The sequence below is a fragment of the Turicibacter sp. T129 genome (assembly GCF_025594975.1).
Lineage (GTDB): Bacteria > Bacillota_I > Bacilli_A > MOL361 > Turicibacteraceae > Turicibacter > Turicibacter bilis.
Genome location: NZ_JAMQUU010000022.1, coordinates 28,522 through 48,641, shown reverse-complemented (window position 1 = coordinate 48,641; position 20,120 = coordinate 28,522). Strand labels below are relative to the sequence as shown.

The following is a 20,120-nucleotide window of genomic DNA, read 5'->3' as shown; positions in this document are numbered from 1 at the left end:
GCCGGGCGCACATAAAAAATGGAATGCAAATTGCATTCCATTTCTATTATTTATGTTTTACCCATCCAATGGCAACAGCACCTGGTCCACCATGAACCGCAACAACTAATGAAATTGGATAAATCTTAACTTCGTGATTTGGGTAAACTTCTTGTAATTCAGCTTGGACTGTTTTAGCTCCTTCTTCATTACCAATATGCATAACAACTAATTGATAATCATCCGTTAATTTTGCTTCTTTTCCAATTTCAATTAATCGTTTTAATGACTTTTTAAAGGTACGAATTTTCTCAATTGCTTGTAATGTCCCATCCGGTTGCATTTGACAAATTGGCTTAATTTGCAATAAGCTTCCTAAAGCAGCTTCCACATTTGATAAACGTCCACCTTTACGTAAATTCGTTAAATCATTGATGGCAGCATAGAATTGATTATTTTCACGCATCATTTCTAAATAATCAAGAATTTCTTGTACTGAAGCACCTTCTTGTGCTTTTTTAGCCGCATAGACAGCAAACATCCCTTGTGTATAAGTAACTGTGCGTGAATCAAACACATGAATATGTTCTGGATTAACCATTTCTGCGCATGTTTTAGCTGTTTGATGACTTCCACTTAATTGGCTTGAAATATTGATATGAATAATATCCTCATATCCTTGTGCAAATAATGATTCATATAATTCCATCGTTGACCCTGGTGACGGTTGTGATGTCGTTGGTAATCCACTATAGTTTTCACAACGCTCCATAAATTCTTCTGGTGTCATATCAATAAATTCACGGTAAGACTCTGTTCCAAATACAATTGAAATATAGTTTACATGAATATCTAACGCTTTTAATTCTTCAGCAGGAATACATCCTGTGCTATCAGATACGATCGCTATTTTTGCCATATCCTTTTACCTCCCAAATGATGACTATTAAATGTTATATTGATCCGGCATCCAGCAAGCTCCAACTCCACCACGTCCAAAGTGAATCGCCATAACTGGTCCGATTTCATTTCCTACATGTACCTCAACTTGATCTTTACATGCCTCTTCCATTAACGCTTTTAATTCATTTGCACCTTCAACGGCATTCACATGTGTAATACGAACAATTTGCTTTCCTGATTTTGAAACATCTTCACGTAAACGTTCAACAATCCATTTAAAGACACGCTTTTTTGTACGAACTTTATCAAAGACATCTAATTTACCATCTGATAATCCGATAATCGGCTTAATATTTAATAAATTTCCGATACTTGCTGCTGCTTTTGATAAACGCCCTGTACGTACTAATGTATTTAAATCGTCTACATATAAATACATTGGTCCATGAGTTTTATAGAATTCAACTACTTTAATAAGCTCTTCAACGTCTTTCCCTTCTTCTAAAAGTTGGCATACACGTAAAAGAACATTTTCTACTCCTATCGATGCTGTATTCGTATCAATCACTGTAATACGTCCTTCAGCACCTTCTACCATCGTACTAGCAATACGTGCTGAATTAACTGTACCACTCACATGATTTGTACAGAATAACCCTAAAATATAATCATAGTCTTGAAGTAATTTTGTATATAATTGAACAAATTCTTCTGGTGCAGGTTGCGATGTTGAATAGGTAGCTCCTTCATCAATCATACGAAATAATTCTTTATTATTAATTTCCTTTTGTTCAGCATATGCTTTATCATTTACGATAACATTTAGATACCCGTAATAAACATCTGGATAACGGTCTAAATCAGCTGCTGTTAAATTTGTAAGACTGTCTGTTACAATAGCGACTTTCATAATCCACCTCATTATTTTATCTATCAATATTATAGCACATCTTTAATTCACCAAAATGCATGACTTATAAATATCTATCAAAATTAGTTTCAATTTCAAACCTTCTTTATATTTTAATGGAAAAAAGAAAAATGTCAACTTGTTCACCTAGATTCTCTTGATTATAAGTGGTAGGATTCTTTTACATCAAACACCTTTACCTCTTCGTCAATCTGAATATCATTTTAAGAGTTAAATTCAATCATAATCATCTCTACCTCTTTAGACATGAAGTTTTAGAAAAGATGCTTAATTTTTATGTTATAATTAATTCAAACTAGTTGAGGTGATACATTTGGAACGTTATTTAATGGTTGCACAAGATGGTGAACATGAAATCGTTGTTGATAAGTCACGTTTTATTTGTCATGTCAAACGTGTTTATAACGATCAAGACGCTATGGAATTTATTAAAGAAATTAAAAAAATTCATTGGAATGCTACACATAACTGTTCAGCTTATCAAGTCGGAGATTTCAATGAAATTCAAAAAGCCAATGATGACGGTGAGCCAAGTGGAACAGCCGGTGTCCCGATGCTTGAAGTATTAAGAAAACAAGGCATTAAAAACTGTGTGGTAGTTGTAACGCGCTACTTTGGTGGCATTAAATTAGGTGCTGGTGGTTTAATCCGTACTTATGGAAAAGCCGTCTCTGAAGCGATTAAAGAACTTGGAGTCATTGAACGAAAAACAATGAAAACCATGTTTGTCAATGCAGACTACAACTTACTAGGAACAATACAAAGTCGTTTAGAAGGAACGGACTATTTAATCAGTCAAGTCCACTACACGGATAAAGTGTCAGTTGAAGTCTTAATCGATGTTGATTCAGAAGAGACATTTACCTCTTGGATTATTGATATGACAAATGGTAAAGTCGATGTTGTCCCTGGAGAAACATCATTTAAAGAAGTCCCTTATCATCGTGAAGCATAAGAAAAACCATTATCCACAAAAAAGATGGATAATGGTTTTTTATTGACTATTATTTTTAATGAAGTTTTGATACGCAACAAATCCTTGTTCAATTTTATTAGGAACAGGTTTATAATAAGTTTTATTTTTTAAACGATTCGGTAAATACTGTTGTTTAACATAATGATTAGGATAATCATGTGGAAACTTATATTCGATGCCATGACCTAATTTCTTTGCTCCTCCATAATGCGCATCCTTTAAGTGCTTTGGTATTTCACCAACGTTACCTACCTTTAAGTCGGCTAAGGCTTCATCAATGGCCGAAATTGCTGAATTTGATTTTGGACTATTCGCAAGTAAAATAACGGCTTGCGCAAGTGGAATACGAGCTTCAGGAAAACCGAGTTGCATCGCTGCATCTGTACAACTTTTAACGATAGAAATCGCTTGTGGATAGGCAAGTCCAATATCCTCAGCTGCAATCACTAACAGACGACGACAAATAGAGGTTAAGTCACCGGCTTGAATTAAACGTGCTAAATAATGAATGGCTGCATCTGGATCACTTCCGCGGATTGATTTTTGAAACGCACTTAAAGTGTCATAATGCTGGTCACCAAATCGATCATAAGAAAAGCCCGCTGTCACCGTACATTCACGGGCAACCTCCATGGTTAAAACGAATCCTTCTGTACGACAGTTTGGATAAAGTGCAATTTCTAATGCATTAAGCGCACGACGCAAATCTCCGTTAGCGACATTAGCAATATAATGTAATGCTTCTTCCTCATAAGTCAGTGGATAGAGATAAAACTCTGACTCTACAAGCTCGACTGCACGTTTGAGTCCCTCTACAATCTCTTCTGGTGTCAAAGGCTTAAATTCTAAAATAGTAGACCGACTTAAAATGGCGCTAAAGATAGTAAAATAAGGATTTTCTGTTGTACTCGTAATCAGGGTAATCTGCCCAGTTTCAATATATTTAAGCAACGTCTGCTGTTGCTTCTTATTAAAGTTCTGAATCTCATCTAAATACAAGAAAATACCATTCATTCCTTCTAGCGTATTTAAACTTTGAATAATCTGCTTAATATCTTCCGTCTTTGCATCGGTTGCATTCAACTTATAGATTTTCTTATTTGAAAGACTCGCAATAATATTCGCAATCGTTGTCTTCCCTGTCCCACTCGGTCCATAAAAAATAAGATTGGGGATATGATTAACTTCAATTAATTTTCTTAAAATTTGATTTTCACCAATTAAATGTTGTTGCCCAACAACCTCATCTAACGTTCTCGGACGAATTAAATCAGCTAATGGCTTCATGCATTCTCACCCCTTTATAAATAGCATCGGATATTTATTGTATCACTTAGTTTCATGAAATAAAACTAAACACTTGAATACACATTAGCTCATGTATTCATCACTTCTTGCTTACTCATCATTTCTTTGAAACTATTTTTTAATGTTGGTAAAATCTAATATTTTGTTGATAACCGACGCACTAACTTTCAAAGTTATTAAAAAAGCTTCAGACAAATGTCTGAAGCTTTTTATCTGTCTTAACGACGGCGGATTTTATCGATATGATCAAGCATGATTCCTGTTCCGATAACAACACAATGTAATGGATTGTCTGCTACAAAGACAGGAACATGTAATTCGTCTGCTAATAAACGGTCTAATCCGTGTAATAATGCTCCCCCACCAGTTAACACGATACCTTTGTTCATGATATCAGCTGATAATTCTGGAGGAGTTTGTTCAAGTACATTTTTAGCTGCATGAACAATGATGCGTACTGATTCACGTAATGACTCTTCAACTTCTGTTGATGAAATTGTAATTGTGCGTGGTAACCCTGATACTAAGTCACGTCCACGAACTTGTAATTCTTCTTCGCGACCTTCTGGATAAACAGTTGCAACACTAATTTTAATTTCTTCTGCTGTACGATCCCCAATTAATAATTTATAATTTGTTTTGATATAATCTACAATATCTTGGTCAAAACGGTTACCGGCAATTTTAATTGATGCTGATGTAACAATATCTCCTAATGATAAAACGGCGATATCTGCTGTTCCACCACCAACATCGATAACCATGTTTCCTGATGGTTTAGAAATATCCATTCCAGCCCCTAATGCTGCAATTTTTGGTTCTTCTTCAATGAAAACTTCACGCGCTCCACATTTTTCCGCTGCTTCACGAATTGCATTTTTTTCAACTAATGTAATATTAGTTGGACAGCAAATCATGATACGTGGCTGTGAAAGCATTCCTTTAATATTTAATGAGTTGATAAAATGTTTTAACATCATTTCAGTTGCTGCGATATCAGCAATAACCCCATCTTTCATTGGGCGTACAACTTCAATCTTTCCAGGTGTACGTCCAAGCATTTGACGAGCTTCTTCACCAGCAGCGATCATTCGTCCTGTTTGTGCATCCATTGAAACGACAGATGGTTCCTCTAGAACAATTCCTTTACCTTTTTCATATATTAATACGTTAGCAGTACCTAAGTCAATTCCAATATCTTTAGAAAATAGCATACTTTCCTTCCTCCAAACTAATTTTTCAGTATTAGTATGTCTAAATAATTCATCACTATTTTATATTTTATCACAATTATATAGGTACGACTATATCTTTTCAAAGCGAAAAAATATTTTTCAACAAAAAAAGGCACTAATTTACATTAGTGCTTTTTTATTATTATAAATCACCTAATTTTTTATCAATGACAGTTTCAGGATTTACTTTAACATTATCTTTTAACACTTCAAAGTGGACAACGTTTCCTGAATCCGGTTCAAGTTGTGAAAGTCCTGTTTTACCGATTACATCACCTTGTTCGATTTCAGCTCCCGCTTCAACAGCTACATCATAAACACCTGTATAGACTGTTTTAACACCATTTTGATGTTCGATTGTCACAACTGTTCCTTTTAGAACTTCATCTTTAACAGTAAGAACTTTTCCTGATAAAGCGGCTACAACGCTAACTTCTTCATTATTAGAGTTTTTTAAGCTCACACCTTTAGATTCACGAGTATATACTGTTTCTCCTACTTTGTAGTTGAATAAACTTTTTACTTGGATCGATGTGTCAGCTGTTTGGTCATAATACGATTTAGCTACTACAACATCCTCACCTTCAAGTGGCGATTTAATAACTTCTTGTAATAGAGCAACTGTTTTAGCATCTGTTGTTTTATTGACAGTTGTTGTTCCATCACCATTTGTATAAACAACATCATTATCACCATTTGCTGGATTAGATACTGTTTGATTTCCGTTCATTCCAGTTAACCATAATTGAACGCCTGCAAATGTAGCAGATGCTCCTAGAAGTACAACTAATGCGAAGCTAATTGGATCGATTTTTTTGAATAATTTTTTGTTTTTTAGATTTGACATTCTTTCTTTGAATTTCATATGATCATCACCTCACCGTTATGATGACCACATTTTTCCTATCTTATTCAAAATTAGTAATTTTTTTCAATTATATTAACATTTTGGTAATAATGATTGATGATATCTCGATAGTTTTTCCCCTGTTTCGCTAATTCATTAGCTCCATATTGGCTCATTCCGACTCCATGTCCATACCCATATGTCGTAATAATCACCTTATTGTCATTAAATGTTAGTGAAAAATCCGCTGATCTTAAACCGAGAATTTCTCGAAATTCACGTCCTGAGTAAACTTTATCACCGACTAAAATTTCATTCACATTCTTTCCTTCTGTTTTATTTAAGATCACAAAGCTATCTTTTGTTAAACTTTTATTATTAAATTTATTTCTTAACTCATCTAATGTAAATTCTGTTTGAACTTCATAGTTAGGTGCAGTTTTATCCCATTCACTATTGACGCTTTTTAAATAGGGATACGATGTTGACCAGTAATCTTCTGAATTTTCTGTATAGCCATTACTAATCGAGAAATAAAATGGCTTAATTAATTCATCTTGATATGTAATAATCTCTCCTGCTGTCTCCTGAACAGCTTGTGAAACTTTTCCATAATACTCATCAAATTTATCCTGCCACTTCTCTTTGAGTTGTTCATTGTCTAAGTAAACTTGATGCTTGACCGTATCATGAATAGCATCTTGTGATTCTAATAATTGAATCGTATAAGTTCTAGCCGCTACGGCCTGCGCCTTAAGTGCCTCAAGATCATATAAAGCTGGCATTTCACCTGAAACAACTCCAATTAAATATGTTTCTAAAGGAAGTTCAATGGATTCATTTTTTGCTTCCCTAAAAACAGTCACTATCTGTTCATTCGTCCCCTCTTCTTCTTGATTTTCTTCTTCGTTTTGTTCTTTTGTAATAGCCAAAGATTGAGGGGGATTAAAATCCGTTTCTGGACTTTGTGCTTGGTAAATGACTTGAAATGAAAGTGGAATACAAATCAAAGTTACGATAAAGATTACAAATCCTACTGCAATTTTTTTCACGATATCACCTATCTTTTCTAAAAATACATCCTATTCAAAGGTATGCACAAGATAAAGTGATATGACTATTAACTAAAAGATTTGTTTAATTAAAGAAAAGATATCGGTAAAATATCCTAAAAACAGCTTACTAATACTAACTGTTAAAATCATATATAAAAGAATGATTTCCTGACGACCTGTTCCTTTTTTAAAAAGTTGTTCTAATCTTAACGACATTAAAACTTTAAACACAATAGGTAACATTAAAATATACCAAATAATCATGAAATACGCTTGAATATTCATTGTCATCCCTCCTAAAAAATAAAACCTATAAATCATTCATAGGTTTTATTTTACACGGATTTATTTATTATTTGAATAAGTTAAGTAGATTTTCTGAAGCAACTTCTGGTTCTGATCTCCAAGAATATCATTTTCAACAGCTACTCCAATTTCCGTACGAACTTGACTCATAGAGTATTTATCTGTAAAGAAAGCTGGCGTATAGTAATAAGCACCTTCTTGTGCTGGTCATGAAATCTTTGTTGTATCTTTGTTAGATAAAAATAAGAAATAGGTAACATTATAAAATAAGAGGTATTTTTGTTTTTGATACAATAGGTGACAAGACACCTTTGATAACAAATAAGAAAATAATAAGAATTCCTATAAAAAAAGAGGCCATATCGGCCTCTTTTTATTCAGAGATTCTTTTTTCACCAACTCGTATTTGGTTGAGAAGTTTCGCAATTTCCATTTCAGATTTAATTAAATCTTCACGGGTTTTAGCGTTTTGTTTTTGACGTTCACTACGCTCAAGCTCCATTTTAGCACGTGCAACATCAATGTCTTCAGCCATCATTGCATCATTTGATAAAACGTTAATGTGGTTATTTGAAACCTCAAAAATTCCATTATCAACAGCAATGTATGAGCTTTCCCCATTCATATCGATACGTAACTCTCCAACACCTAATGGTGTCATCATTGGAATATGATTGTGTAAAACAGCAAAATCTCCGTCAATCCCACGAGCGAAGACGCGTTCTGCTTCTCCATCGAATACAAGTTTATCTGGTGTTACTACGCGAATAGTCATCACTGACACGGTACCACCTCACACTATTTCATCTTATTAGCTTTTTCGATAGCTTGTTCGATTGTTCCAACTAAGCGGAATGCTTCTTCTGGTAAATCATCATGTTTTCCATCAAGGATTTCTTTGAATGCACGAACTGTTTCAGCAACTGGTACGTAAGCACCTTTTAATCCTGTGAACTGTTCTGCAACGTGGAAACTTTGTGATAAGAATAATTGGATACGACGAGCACGGTGTACTACTTTTTTATCTTCGTCACTTAACTCATCCATACCTAAGATAGCGATGATATCTTGTAATTCACGGTAACGTTGTAACATCATTTGGACACGACGAGCTACATCGTAGTGTTCTTGTCCAACGATATCTGGTGATAACGCACGTGATGTTGATGCTAATGGGTCTACTGCTGGATAGATACCCATTGCCGCAATACGACGCTCTAAGTTTGTTGTTGCATCTAAGTGGGCGAATGTTGTAGCTGGTGCAGGGTCAGTATAGTCATCTGCAGGTACGTATACAGCTTGGATTGATGTGATTGATCCTTGCTTAGTCGAAGTAATACGTTCCTGTAACTGTCCCATCTCAGTTGCTAATGTTGGTTGGTACCCTACCGCTGATGGCATACGTCCTAATAAGGCAGAAACCTCAGAACCTGCTTGAGTGAAACGGAAAATATTATCAATAAATAATAATACGTCTTGTTTCATTTCATCACGGAAGTATTCAGCCATCGTTAAACCTGTTAAGGCAACACGTAAACGTGCACCAGGTGGCTCGTTCATTTGTCCGAATACCATGGCAGTTTTGTTAATTACTCCTGATTCAGTCATTTCATGGTATAAGTCGTTCCCTTCACGAGTACGTTCCCCTACACCGGCGAATACCGAAATCCCACCATGCTCTTGAGCGATGTTGTTGATTAACTCTTGGATTAATACAGTTTTACCTACTCCGGCACCACCGAATAAACCGATCTTACCACCTTTGATATAAGGTGCTAATAAGTCTACGACTTTGATTCCTGTTTCAAGAATTTCAACTGTGGTAGATAATTCATCGAACTTAGGAGCTTCTTTATGAATTCCTTCATGAGGAGCGTCAGCTGATACTGCTCCTTTGTTATCTACTGGTTGACCTAATACGTTAAAAATACGTCCTAAAGTTACCTCTCCTACTGGAACGCTAATTGCGCTTCCTGTATCGACAACTTCTAATCCGCGGACTAACCCATCTGTTGCATCCATTGCGACAGTACGTACAACACCATCACCAAGTTGCACTGCAACTTCAAGTGTTAATGATTTACGTTCCCCACCAACTTCATAATCAACAGTTAAGGCATTGTAAATAGCAGGAAGATGATCTAAGTCAAACTTCACGTCTACTACTGGTCCGATTACGGCTACAATATGACCTGTTGCCATTTATGATGACCTCCTTTTATTCTAAGGCTGAAGCTCCACCAACAATCTCTGTGATTTCTTGCGTAATTGCTGCTTGCCTTGCTCTATTGTAAACTAACTGTAAGTCTTGAATAATTTCTAATGCATTATCTGTTGCATTTTGCATCGCATTCATACGAGATGCATGTTCTGAAAGCTTAGCTGTAATTGCTACCCCATAAATTGTACCTTCTAAGTATTTAGGTAAAATAGCATTAATTACATCTTCCTCTTTAGGTTCAAATGAATACTGAGCCGTTGCCTTTTCAGCTTTCTTTGGTACTAAAGGTAAAATTTGTTTTGTAGTCGGTTCTTGAGCGATTTTAGAGATATAGTTATTATAAATAATAACTACTTCACTTAAAGCACCATCCATATAATCACCGATTACTTTATCAACAACAGGTTTAATGTCTTGATATATGATGTCATCTGGAACAAAAACAAATTCATTTTCAATCGTTAAATCAGCACGTTTTGCATAATCAAATCCTTTACTACCGATCATATAAATTTTATATTGATCTTTCGTTAGAGAGTTAACTTCATGCTGTAATAACTTTAAAACATTTCCGTTATAGCCACCTGCTAAACCACGATCAGATGTGATAACTAAGTATCCTGTACATTTTGATTCGCGTTTTGATTTGAAGAATGGATGGTGTCCCATACTAGATGTACTAGAAATGTTACGAACCATATCTTCAAGTGTTTGCATATAATGGTGATAGTTTTTAGTTTTAGCTTCAGATTTTGTTAATTTTGCAGCTGAAACCATTTGCATGGCTTTTGTAATTTGACTCGTACTTTGAGTCGAAGTAATTTTATCTTTAATGTCGCGCATTGACTGAGCCATACTTGTTCACCGCCCTTCTATTAGTTAAAAACGGCTTTAAAGCTCTCAAGTGCTTCGTTTAATAAGTCAGTGTCTGGTAAATCTTTTGTATCACGAATGTGAGATAAGATTTGTGGACGTTCATTTTCTAAGAATGTATATAATTCTTTTTCAAAACGACTAATATCAGATAATTCAATACTATCTAAGAATCCGTTAACTAAAGCATAAAGGATACATACTTGTTTCTCAACAGCGATTGGTTGATGAACACCTTGTTTTAATACTTCAATTGTACGTTCCCCACGAGCAAGTTTAGCACGAGTTGCTTCATCTAAATCAGATCCGAATTGAGCGAATGCTTGTAACTCGTAGTAAGAAGCTAAATCAAGACGTAATGTCCCCGCAACTTTTTTCATTGCTTTGATTTGAGCAGATCCCCCTACACGTGATACTGATAATCCGGCGTCAACTGCTGGACGGATACCAGAGTGGAAGTAATCTGATTTTAAGAAGATTTGTCCATCTGTGATTGAAATTACGTTTGTTGCAACGTATGCAGATAAGTCACCTGCTTGAGTTTCAATGAATGGTAACGCAGTAATTGATCCTGCTCCTAATTCATCGTTTAACTTCGCTGCACGCTCTAATAAGCGTGAATGTAAGTAGAATACATCCCCTGGATATGCTTCACGACCTGGTGGGCGGCGTAATAATAATGATAATTCACGGTAAGCAGCTGCTTGTTTTGATAAATCATCATAGACAATTAATACGTGTTTTCCTTGGTACATGAATTCCTCTGCCATTGTTACACCTGAATATGGGGCAATATATAACATTGGAGATGGAGAAGATGCTGCTGCAGATACAACGATTGTATAATCCATCGCATCATGTTTCTTTAACGTTTCAACTACTGAGTTAACAGTAGATTCTTTTTGTCCAATTGCAACGTAAATACAGATAACATCTTTACCTTTTTGGTTTAAGATTGTATCAACGGCGATTGCAGTTTTACCTGTTTGACGGTCACCGATAATTAACTCACGTTGACCACGTCCGATTGGTACTAAAGCATCAATCGCTTTGATACCTGTTTGTAATGGTTCATGTACAGATTTACGAGCCATTACTCCTGTTGCTTTTACTTCTGTTGGACGGAATTTATCTGTTTCGATTGGTCCTAAACCATCGATTGGATTTCCTAAGGCATCAACAACACGTCCAATTAAAGCGTCCCCAACTGGAACTGACATGATGCGTCCTGTACGTTTAACTTCGTCACCTTCACTGATTGAACGGTACTCACCTAAGATGATAACCCCAACGTTATCTTCTTCAAGGTTTTGTGCCATCCCTACAGCACCTGAGGCGAATTCAATAATTTCACCAGACATAACATTTTGAAGTCCGTGAACACGAGCGATTCCGTCCCCAACTGTTAAAACTGTCCCAGTTTCAGTTACATCTAATACTTGCTCATAGTTTTTAATTTGATCGCGCAAAATTGCACTAATTTCTTCTGGTCTGATGGCCACCAATGCTCACCTCTATTCTATTTTAACTCAACATTTAATAAGTTATTTTTTAAGTTCTTTAATTGTAATTTGATTGAGTTATCATATACAACATTACCTAAATTAACTTTATATCCACCTAATAATGATGGATCAATTTCAACATTAAGTTTAACTTTTTGATTTAACTTTTTCGTGAATGCATACGTTAACTCTGTTAACTGACCTTCACTTAAAGCAACTGCGCTATATACAGTTCCTTCAAGAATGCCAAAATGTTGATTCACTAATTCGTTATAAGCAATCATAATTTCAGTTAATAAATTAATACGATCTTTATCAATTAAAACCATTAAAAAATTAACTAAAATTTGTGATGCATCTTTAGAGAAAATTGTTTTAATTAACTCTTTTTTATCATTTTTATCTAATTTAGGAAGCGTTAAAATCTCCATAAATTGTGGCTGCTCTTTCATAACAGAGCGAATAACATTGAAATCATTTTTAATGTCTTCTAAAACATTTGACTCAAGCGCTGCATCAAATAATGCTTGAGCATAAGTAGAAGCGATTTTACTCATGGCTTCCACCTACTTTAGCAATGAATTGATCAAATAATTCGTTATGAACATTAGCATCGATTTCTTTTTCAATCATTTTCTCAGCTGAAGATACAGCTAATTCTACGATATCTGAACGAATTTGAGCATAAACTGCTTTGCGTTCTTGCTCAATATCTGCTGCTGCTTTAGATAATTTTTGTTGAGCTTCTTTACGAGCATTAGACACGATTTCATCATGCATATGTTGTGCTTGTTTTTTAGAGTTTTCAACAATCTCACGTGCTTCGTCGCGTGCAACTTGCACTTGTGCTTCAGCAGACTGTTTTAAAGCCATCGCATCAGCTTTTAACATTTCTGCATGGTTAATCTCTTGAGAAACTAATTCTTGACGCTTACGTAAGAATTCTTTCATAGGAGCCCATGCAAAACGTTTAATCACTAAGAATAAGACTAAAGTCGATAAAATTTGTAACGTAAAATTGACTAAGTCTGGCATGATATAGATTTGCAAGTAGGTTGCCCCCTTTCTTATCTGTCTTTAATATAACTACGTATAATAACTGCTTACAGTACTACGAATTATAATGAGCTAACAAGTGGGTTGATGAATAATAAGATGATGGCAACTACGAATCCGTAGATCGCTGATGTTTCGGCGATCGCTTGCCCTAAGATCATCATTTGCATTACGTCACCTTTTGCTTCTGGTTGACGACCTACTGCTGCTGCAGCTTGACCAGCCGCGTTACCTTGCCCGATCCCTGTACCGATACCTGAACATACCGCTAATCCAGCACCAACTGCTGACATACCTAATACGAATGCTTCACTTGAAATTGAAGATGCAACTGTTTGTAAAAACATAATTTAATTCCTCCTGATTTAACATTTATTTTCCTTAGTTTTTTGTTGTTAACTACTCCATTGCTCCTTGAGACCAAATCATAGTTAACATGATGAAGATTAATGTTTGGATAACACCAGAGAAGATATCGAAATATCCATGTAAAGCCGGTGCGATCAATGGCGAGAACCATCCAAGCGCTTGATAAATAAGCGACATAATGATACCACCACTTAAAATATTACCGAATAAACGGAAAGATAACGAGATTGGTTTCGCAAGCTCTCCGGTAATATTTAAAGGTAATAAGAATGGGAAGTCTCCAAGGTACGTATCGTATAAGTACCCTCCGATTCCTTTTGCTTTAATCCCTGATCCGATCATGACAACAATCGTAATAACCGCTAAGGCTAATGTAACGTTGTAATCAGATGTTGGTGCACTTAATCCTAGTAACCCTAATAAGTTGGCACAGATTAAATATGCTGTTAATGTCCCAATGAATGGTGCAAAATTTAAGTGCTTAACACCCATTGTTTGCTCAACTAATCCTTCAATACCTGTCACTAAAATCTCTAGGAACAAGACAATACCTTTTGATGGTTTAGATGGATCAGCCTTTTTAACGGCATTCCCACAAATAATAAAGAACACACATAGCACAAGAACTAAAACAACCGAGTTAAACACCGTTGGGTTAACAATTGTGTTTCCCTCTTTATCTCCTATGAAGATATTCATCAGTAGTGGACTCATTCTTAACCTCCTTTCTTAGAGATTCCTTTGCTGAAGGTGACTCCATATTTTCTTGTTAATCCGATTATGATAATCGGTGGCTAAAATAGATCGAATCATACGTTCTAATTAGCTATATATATTCAACGACGATTACTTTTTGTTTTTTCCATAACCAAACGTAAAGAAACCATCAGTTTGAATCGCAAATCTTACCATCGAAATACCGATGAAGGCTGCAACGAATGCTGGTGTTCCTAATAAAAGAACTGTTGCAACAAGAGCTCCGGCATAAATCACTAAACGAAGCAATAAGTTTGTCTTCATCGTTGATTTAGCACCTTTTTCTTGTTGTTCAAGAGCATTCTTTGTTCCGATAACAATAAGTCGGAAGTTAATTAAATTTACTACAACTCCTAACCAATATCCAATTAAAACATTAACTATTGGTAATTTGAATACCATTGTAATCACGGCAATAAAAAACGTAAATACTAATGCTAACTGAATTACTCGTTTAGGAATGACACGAATTGGATCATTTTGTAATTGACTCAAGACTTATCCCTCTTATCTATTTTAATTATTAACAGATAGACACTTTTAATGCCACTAAAAACTCCGATAAATACAAATAACAGTAAAAATAACGGAGATGTGTTTAACCATTGATCGAGATACTTTCCAATAAATAATCCAACAAATATATTGGCAATCATGGTGATCCCTATTTGAGAAAGAAGTGACATCCACTTCATGGCTTTAACAACTTTATGTGGCTGACTCATTATTTTGTTCCAAAGATACGGTCACCAGCATCTCCTAAACCTGGAACGATATAACCTTTTTCATTTAATTTTTCATCTAATGATGCTAAGTAAACTGTTACATCGGGATGAGCTTCATTAATTGCTTTAACTCCTTCAGGAGCTCCTACTAAGCAAACTAGCTTAATATTTTTAGCGCCACGTTGTTTAATTGAATTGATAGCAGCAATAGCAGATCCCCCTGTTGCTAACATCGGGTCAACGATAAAAATATCACGTTGATCTAATTCTTCTGGGAACTTAGCAAAGTATTCAACAGGTTGTAATGTTTCCTCATCACGGAAGATTCCAATGTGTCCAATACGAGCTGAAGGAATCATTTGTAAGATACCATCAACCATTCCTAATCCTGCACGTAAAATTGGAACAACAACCATTTTCTTACCTGCAATTACATTTGCTTTTGTTTTAGCAACTGGTGTTTCAATTTCGATTTGTTCTAATGGTAAATCGCGTGTAATTTCATACACCATTAATCCACCAATCTCATTAATCATTTGACGAAATTGCGTCGTAGATGTATCTTTCTGACGAATTTGTGTCAACTTATGCTGAATTAATGGATGATCTAAAATATTAACTTTAACCACATCGGTCACCTCATACACCTTATATTTTTATATAATTCAATTAGTAATTCTACAACTTTTTTACTTTCATTTCAATGTATACTCCGCAGAAAAAATACCAAGAACTTCAAGAGTCTAAAAATAAAAACATCACTTTTATTTTCACACACTTTAATTATTTACTTTTTTCAAGTATCTATGAAATAAAAAAGAAATCCTAAGCACAGGATCCCTTAAGCGTTTTCATACTTCGAGATTTTTTCGATACGAGCAGTGTGGTGTGCCCCCATAAACTCAGTCGTTAACCAAACTGATACAATCTCACGTGCTAATCCTGGACCAATGACACGTCCACCCATAGCTAAAACATTTGAATCATTATGCTCTCTTGTTGCTTTTGCAGAGAATAAGTCATGAACTAATGCACAACGAATCCCTTTTACTTTGTTGGCAGCAATACTAATTCCAATTCCAGTTCCGCAGATTAAAATACCGCGATCAAATTGCCCCGCGGCTACAGACTCTGATACTTTAAATGCATAATCTGGATAATCAACTGCACAACTATCATAACTTCCGAAATCTTCGAATTCAACATTCATGTCTTTGAGTAAACCTAAGATTTCTTGTTTTAATTCAAATCCACCATGGTCACATGCAATAGCTACTTTCATGAATAACGCTCCTTTTATTCTGTAAAATAATTCTATCTTTTTTATTATAACATATTTTTTTCTAAACTTTTGCATTAAAGGTGTAAAAAAATCCCATGTAATTTCTCATCTATTAACTTTACTCCAAATTTTAAATAAAAAAAGAACTAATTATCGGTAATTAAAACCAATTTTAGTTCTTCCTTATATAAAACAATCTATATTTTACCAAAATTTATTATCTACTATTAAAATTTGATACTCATCAGTTGAACATCCTCTAATTTTAATAACTCTGGAATATTTAGATTGGATGTTTTCTTCATTTCCACAAATCCTAGTAATCCAAATAATTGACGCGCATATGGATGAGAAGTGATAGCGACTAATTGATTAATCTCTTTTTCTTTAGCTGATCGATACAATTCAAAAAACATATTCACTAATAAATCTGGAACAATGTTTTGGTCATAAATAAAATAACGAATAATCCCAACTTGATCAAAAGCCTCAAATGAGACCATTCCTGATACTTTATCAAACTGTTTAATGAGGATGGATTGCTCAATAATCTGTGGATTAACTGTTTCAAGTGTCGTCACTTTCTTCATAAATTCTAGAACAAGGTCATAATCAATTGCTTCATAACGTTTTACTTCTTTATCAGTCATCATAAAAATCCCCCTTCAACGTCATGTATATGTTAAAGGGGAATAAAATATGATTATAAGATTTTAAAATAAAAGGACGGAAAGGAGGATGGTGATGACTAATTAATACTCATCCTCATATAAATACCAATTTGATTTTGCTAAATCATCTGATATTACATAAGCTTCTGTTTCTTTTGTACCAAACAAAGTATCTACAACTTCACCAATATACGATTTGAATTTTTTTTCTTGGAACGCTTCTTGTGTACTTTCCATTGCATTATATTGTGCGTTCCACTCACTTGAATCTTCTGATTCATTAGATGTTGCACTTGGTCCTAAACAAAGATCTGGATTCATAAAGCACCACCAGTTATTCCCCATTCCTTCACCAATTGTGATAACTAAGCTCTCATAATATCCCGCTTCATATGTTTCACCATTGTATTGTTTTTCTGGGAATAAATGCGCCCCATAGCTCACTTCAAAACCTGTCTCATAATTAATCGTATCTAAGACATGTGCGACTGTATCTTCAATTTCACCGATATTTTGCATAATAAATTCACGAGTTGAATTAATCGTTTCAAAAGCAGATTTATTAGCTGCTAAATATTCATCGATTGCATAACGAACCATTTTCTTAGCTTGTTGATCTTCATATTTATTTGAATTTGGAATAATACGAATACGAATGGCTGTATCATTCACAACGACTTGTGCCTGATCTGATTGAGGTTCTGCTTTCCCGATTTGATAAACTGTTACCATCATAATTAATGTTAATACTACGATAATTGTTGATTTCTGATTCATTCTAAACACCATCCCTTTCACCTGATACCTCATTATGGACAGTTTCCAAAAAATTATACGTAGTATTTCACAAAAATTATTTTTTATGTAAAACTTTTTGAATTTCTTCTAATGAAATAGCTCCTTCTCGTAAAATTTTAAATTCACTCGTCGTGCAATCTAAAATAGTTGAGGGAATTTGTGCTTTCGTTTCTCCATCATCAAAGACATAATCCACACGATGAATAACTGGATTATCCACATCTACCCTTGTTGGGCTTACTTCACCTGAAACATTGGCACTTGTTGTTGCCAATGGACCTAATTCACTTAATAACTTTAAAGCTAATGGATGATCAGGAATTCTAACTCCAATTGTCTGTTTTCCACGCGTAATCTCATTAGATAAAGGCATATAACAATTTAAGATTAACGTTAATCCTCCAGGTAAAAACGCATCAATCAACTTTTTAACTTCTACTGATAACGGACCTACAATTTTCTCTAACTGTTCTTCATTTGCGCATAAAACAATTAAAGACTTTTCTGTTGGGCGATTTTTAATTTCAAAAATTTTATCTAAAGCATTTGGTGAATGAATACTAGCTCCTATTCCATAGACTGTATCCGTTGGAAAAACAATCACATCTTCTTGGGTAATCATCGCTAATGCTTCACTTAATTGATGACTTTGATAAATCATGCATTTACAAATCCTTTCTATAAAAAGAAGGATGTCATAGGACATCCCCTTTCTCTTATCCTTCCCTAAAAGGAAATTAATTTTCTATATAGAAACCCAAATGTATTTCACATTTCTAGGCTAAATCTTAGTTATTAATGATAATAGTCATACGATCTTTTCCATTTAAGTCTTTTAATGTTTCAAACTTAGAGTTAGGGAAATGTTGCTTCACTAATTCCGCCATTGCTTCTTTATGGTTATATGCATGTTCAAATGCAATAATATTTTTCTCATTTACAACTTTATGAGCATCTTTTAAAATTTGACGATAGAATTTTAATCCATCTTCTCCACCAAATAACGCTAAGTGTGGTTCATTATCTTTAACAAGTGGATCGACATTTTCAGTTAATGGAATGTATGGAGGATTTGATACTAGGATATCAAACTTTAATCCGCGTTCAATTAATGGTTGTAACATATCTCCTTGATAGAATGTTACATTTGCTCCTAAATTAGAAGCATTTTGTTTCGCAACTTCTAAAGCGGCCTCTGATAATTCAGTCACCGTTACTTCCATATTCGATTCTTCAACTGCTAAAGTAACACCAATCGCTCCACTTCCTGTTCCTACATCGACGACCTTAACAGGGGCACCATCAAATACATCATCATAAGTTGATAAGACATTAGCCACTAATTCTTCTGTTTCAAAGCGTGGGATTAAGACATCATCATTGACAATAAATTTATGTCCAAAGAATGTTTCGTATCCCATAATGTGTTGAACAGGAATATTTTGTTCAACGTATGTTTTAACACAGCGCTCAAATTCTTCAACTTGTTCCGCTGGTACTTGCATATTCATATCGGCTAAAATTTCATAACTTTCTTTCCCAGTTACATGCATTAATAATAATTTAACAGCCGAATCTTCTTTTCCATTTTCAAGGGCGTAATCTTCAGCCCATTTTAACAATTCACGCATTGTTTTCATCTTTATCACCGTCTTCTTAAAATCAACCATCATTTTACTCTAAAATGCTAAAACATGCAAATAAAATTTTTTACAACTTATCTTGGATTATTAGATATGAAAGCATACACTCACTCTGAAGAATATGAATCCTAATGATATAACTCTCTCCTATAATAAAGATGCACCTTCATTCTATTATGGAAGATATCCAATCTTTCATGGAACCATTTAGGATATGATACATATATTAGAATTAGATGTAGCAAGGAAATCAGTAGTTAAGTGTAAAACTCACACCACAATTTAGTTCATACGACTTTTATAATAAATAATCTTAACTTTTTTACATAAATTACGTTTAAAATTCATAGTACTGGTTCATAATATAATTGTCCGTAAGACGAGAACTTACGGGCATACTCTTCCCCCCCATATAAAACTTTATTTCATTACTCATTTCTCTCCCCAATTTTTAAAGTTTTATTTTTCATACTCTCTCCTTATAATTCTCTCCCAAAGTATTTAATACTTTAATCCCTCGATTATGGCAAAGACTTTTTCTGAGCCTACTCTCATCCCCCCAAAAAGAGAGACTCGAGGGAAGATGACAGTTCAATCCCCCCATTGAATTGTCATCACAATTAAGGCTGTAAAGGTTCCCCCCCTTTACAGTTTCTCCTAATTTTTAAAAAAGCGCCCCTC

At 34.6% G+C, this 20,120-nt stretch carries 24 protein-coding genes; 1 reads left to right on the top strand and 23 read right to left on the bottom strand.

Going from position 1 to position 20,120, the window contains the following annotated elements:
• Positions 1-46: 46 nt before the first annotated feature.
• Both NEH75_RS04825 and NEH75_RS04820 read right to left on the bottom strand, forming a co-directional pair.
• Positions 47-898: a DegV family protein gene (locus tag NEH75_RS04825; protein ID WP_055242824.1), complete on the bottom strand. Its 852-nt coding sequence runs from the start codon at positions 896-898 to the stop codon at positions 47-49.
• Positions 899-925: 27 nt separating this feature from the next.
• The gene (locus tag NEH75_RS04820) at positions 926-1,792 is read right to left on the bottom strand and encodes a DegV family protein (protein ID WP_055275168.1); all 867 of its coding nucleotides are present in this window, start codon (positions 1,790-1,792) and stop codon (positions 926-928) included.
• Between the two features lie 334 nt (positions 1,793-2,126).
• Between NEH75_RS04820 and NEH75_RS04815 the strand changes: the two genes are divergently transcribed.
• Positions 2,127-2,768 (top strand): YigZ family protein, encoded by a 642-nt coding sequence (locus NEH75_RS04815; RefSeq protein WP_082411186.1) that lies wholly within the window; start codon positions 2,127-2,129, stop codon positions 2,766-2,768.
• Positions 2,769-2,807: 39 nt separating this feature from the next.
• On the opposite strand, the gene NEH75_RS04810 is transcribed toward NEH75_RS04815, so the two are convergent.
• The 21 genes from NEH75_RS04810 to prmC form a co-directional block, all read right to left on the bottom strand.
• Positions 2,808-4,076 (bottom strand): replication-associated recombination protein A, encoded by a 1,269-nt coding sequence (locus NEH75_RS04810; RefSeq protein WP_055242820.1) that lies wholly within the window; start codon positions 4,074-4,076, stop codon positions 2,808-2,810.
• A gap of 239 nt (positions 4,077-4,315) precedes the next feature.
• Positions 4,316-5,311 carry a rod shape-determining protein MreB gene (gene mreB / locus NEH75_RS04805; protein WP_055242818.1) on the bottom strand — a complete coding sequence of 332 codons (996 nt, stop codon included), beginning with the start codon at positions 5,309-5,311 and terminating at the stop codon, positions 4,316-4,318.
• Between the two features lie 163 nt (positions 5,312-5,474).
• A complete protein-coding gene (locus NEH75_RS04800; RefSeq protein ID WP_055242815.1) occupies positions 5,475-6,197 on the bottom strand; it encodes a M23 family metallopeptidase in 723 nt (240 codons plus the stop codon).
• 53 nt (positions 6,198-6,250) lie between these two features.
• Positions 6,251-7,231 (bottom strand): stage II sporulation protein D, encoded by a 981-nt coding sequence (spoIID, locus tag NEH75_RS04795; protein ID WP_055242812.1) that lies wholly within the window; start codon positions 7,229-7,231, stop codon positions 6,251-6,253.
• A gap of 72 nt (positions 7,232-7,303) precedes the next feature.
• Entirely contained in the window at positions 7,304-7,519 is a 216-nt protein-coding gene (locus NEH75_RS04790) for a hypothetical protein (RefSeq protein ID WP_055242809.1), read from the bottom strand.
• A gap of 394 nt (positions 7,520-7,913) precedes the next feature.
• Positions 7,914-8,315 (bottom strand): ATP synthase F1 subunit epsilon, encoded by a 402-nt coding sequence (gene atpC / locus NEH75_RS04785; RefSeq protein WP_237252482.1) that lies wholly within the window; start codon positions 8,313-8,315, stop codon positions 7,914-7,916.
• A gap of 23 nt (positions 8,316-8,338) precedes the next feature.
• Entirely contained in the window at positions 8,339-9,742 is a 1,404-nt protein-coding gene (atpD, locus tag NEH75_RS04780; protein ID WP_055242805.1) for a F0F1 ATP synthase subunit beta, read from the bottom strand.
• A gap of 16 nt (positions 9,743-9,758) precedes the next feature.
• Positions 9,759-10,616, bottom strand: coding sequence for an ATP synthase F1 subunit gamma (gene atpG, locus NEH75_RS04775; protein WP_055242803.1), 858 nt, complete (start codon positions 10,614-10,616; stop codon positions 9,759-9,761).
• Between the two features lie 20 nt (positions 10,617-10,636).
• Complete coding sequence (gene atpA, locus NEH75_RS04770; protein WP_055242801.1) at positions 10,637-12,136, bottom strand: F0F1 ATP synthase subunit alpha; 1,500 nt, start codon at positions 12,134-12,136, stop codon at positions 10,637-10,639.
• 17 nt (positions 12,137-12,153) lie between these two features.
• Complete coding sequence (locus NEH75_RS04765; protein WP_055242799.1) at positions 12,154-12,696, bottom strand: F0F1 ATP synthase subunit delta; 543 nt, start codon at positions 12,694-12,696, stop codon at positions 12,154-12,156.
• Positions 12,689-13,189, bottom strand: coding sequence for a F0F1 ATP synthase subunit B (gene atpF, locus NEH75_RS04760; RefSeq protein WP_055242797.1), 501 nt, complete (start codon positions 13,187-13,189; stop codon positions 12,689-12,691). The genes NEH75_RS04765 and atpF overlap by 8 nt, the downstream gene beginning before the upstream one ends.
• A gap of 68 nt (positions 13,190-13,257) precedes the next feature.
• Positions 13,258-13,542 (bottom strand): ATP synthase F0 subunit C, encoded by a 285-nt coding sequence (gene atpE / locus NEH75_RS04755; protein ID WP_055242795.1) that lies wholly within the window; start codon positions 13,540-13,542, stop codon positions 13,258-13,260.
• A gap of 52 nt (positions 13,543-13,594) precedes the next feature.
• The gene (gene atpB / locus NEH75_RS04750; protein WP_055242792.1) at positions 13,595-14,278 is read right to left on the bottom strand and encodes a F0F1 ATP synthase subunit A; all 684 of its coding nucleotides are present in this window, start codon (positions 14,276-14,278) and stop codon (positions 13,595-13,597) included.
• A 132-nt stretch (positions 14,279-14,410) separates the two neighbouring features.
• A complete protein-coding gene (locus NEH75_RS04745) occupies positions 14,411-14,815 on the bottom strand; it encodes a hypothetical protein (protein WP_055242790.1) in 405 nt (134 codons plus the stop codon).
• Positions 14,812-15,006, bottom strand: a complete 195-nt coding sequence (locus tag NEH75_RS04740) for an AtpZ/AtpI family protein (protein ID WP_262941193.1) — start codon at positions 15,004-15,006, stop codon at positions 14,812-14,814. Before NEH75_RS04740 ends, NEH75_RS04745 begins: the two co-directional genes overlap by 4 nt.
• A 38-nt stretch (positions 15,007-15,044) precedes the next feature.
• On the bottom strand, positions 15,045-15,674 hold the full coding sequence (upp, locus tag NEH75_RS04735; protein ID WP_055242786.1) for a uracil phosphoribosyltransferase: 630 nt from the start codon (positions 15,672-15,674) through the stop codon (positions 15,045-15,047).
• A gap of 212 nt (positions 15,675-15,886) precedes the next feature.
• Positions 15,887-16,327 (bottom strand): ribose 5-phosphate isomerase B, encoded by a 441-nt coding sequence (rpiB, locus tag NEH75_RS04730; protein ID WP_055242784.1) that lies wholly within the window; start codon positions 16,325-16,327, stop codon positions 15,887-15,889.
• 227 nt (positions 16,328-16,554) lie between these two features.
• Positions 16,555-16,980 (bottom strand): hypothetical protein, encoded by a 426-nt coding sequence (locus NEH75_RS04725; protein WP_238581151.1) that lies wholly within the window; start codon positions 16,978-16,980, stop codon positions 16,555-16,557.
• Between the two features lie 99 nt (positions 16,981-17,079).
• Positions 17,080-17,775, bottom strand: a complete 696-nt coding sequence (locus NEH75_RS04720; protein ID WP_055242877.1) for a stage II sporulation protein R — start codon at positions 17,773-17,775, stop codon at positions 17,080-17,082.
• Between the two features lie 76 nt (positions 17,776-17,851).
• Positions 17,852-18,457: an L-threonylcarbamoyladenylate synthase gene (locus NEH75_RS04715; protein ID WP_055242782.1), complete on the bottom strand. Its 606-nt coding sequence runs from the start codon at positions 18,455-18,457 to the stop codon at positions 17,852-17,854.
• 127 nt (positions 18,458-18,584) lie between these two features.
• Complete coding sequence (prmC, locus tag NEH75_RS04710) at positions 18,585-19,436, bottom strand: peptide chain release factor N(5)-glutamine methyltransferase (RefSeq protein WP_055242780.1); 852 nt, start codon at positions 19,434-19,436, stop codon at positions 18,585-18,587.
• Positions 19,437-20,120: the final 684 nt, after the last annotated feature.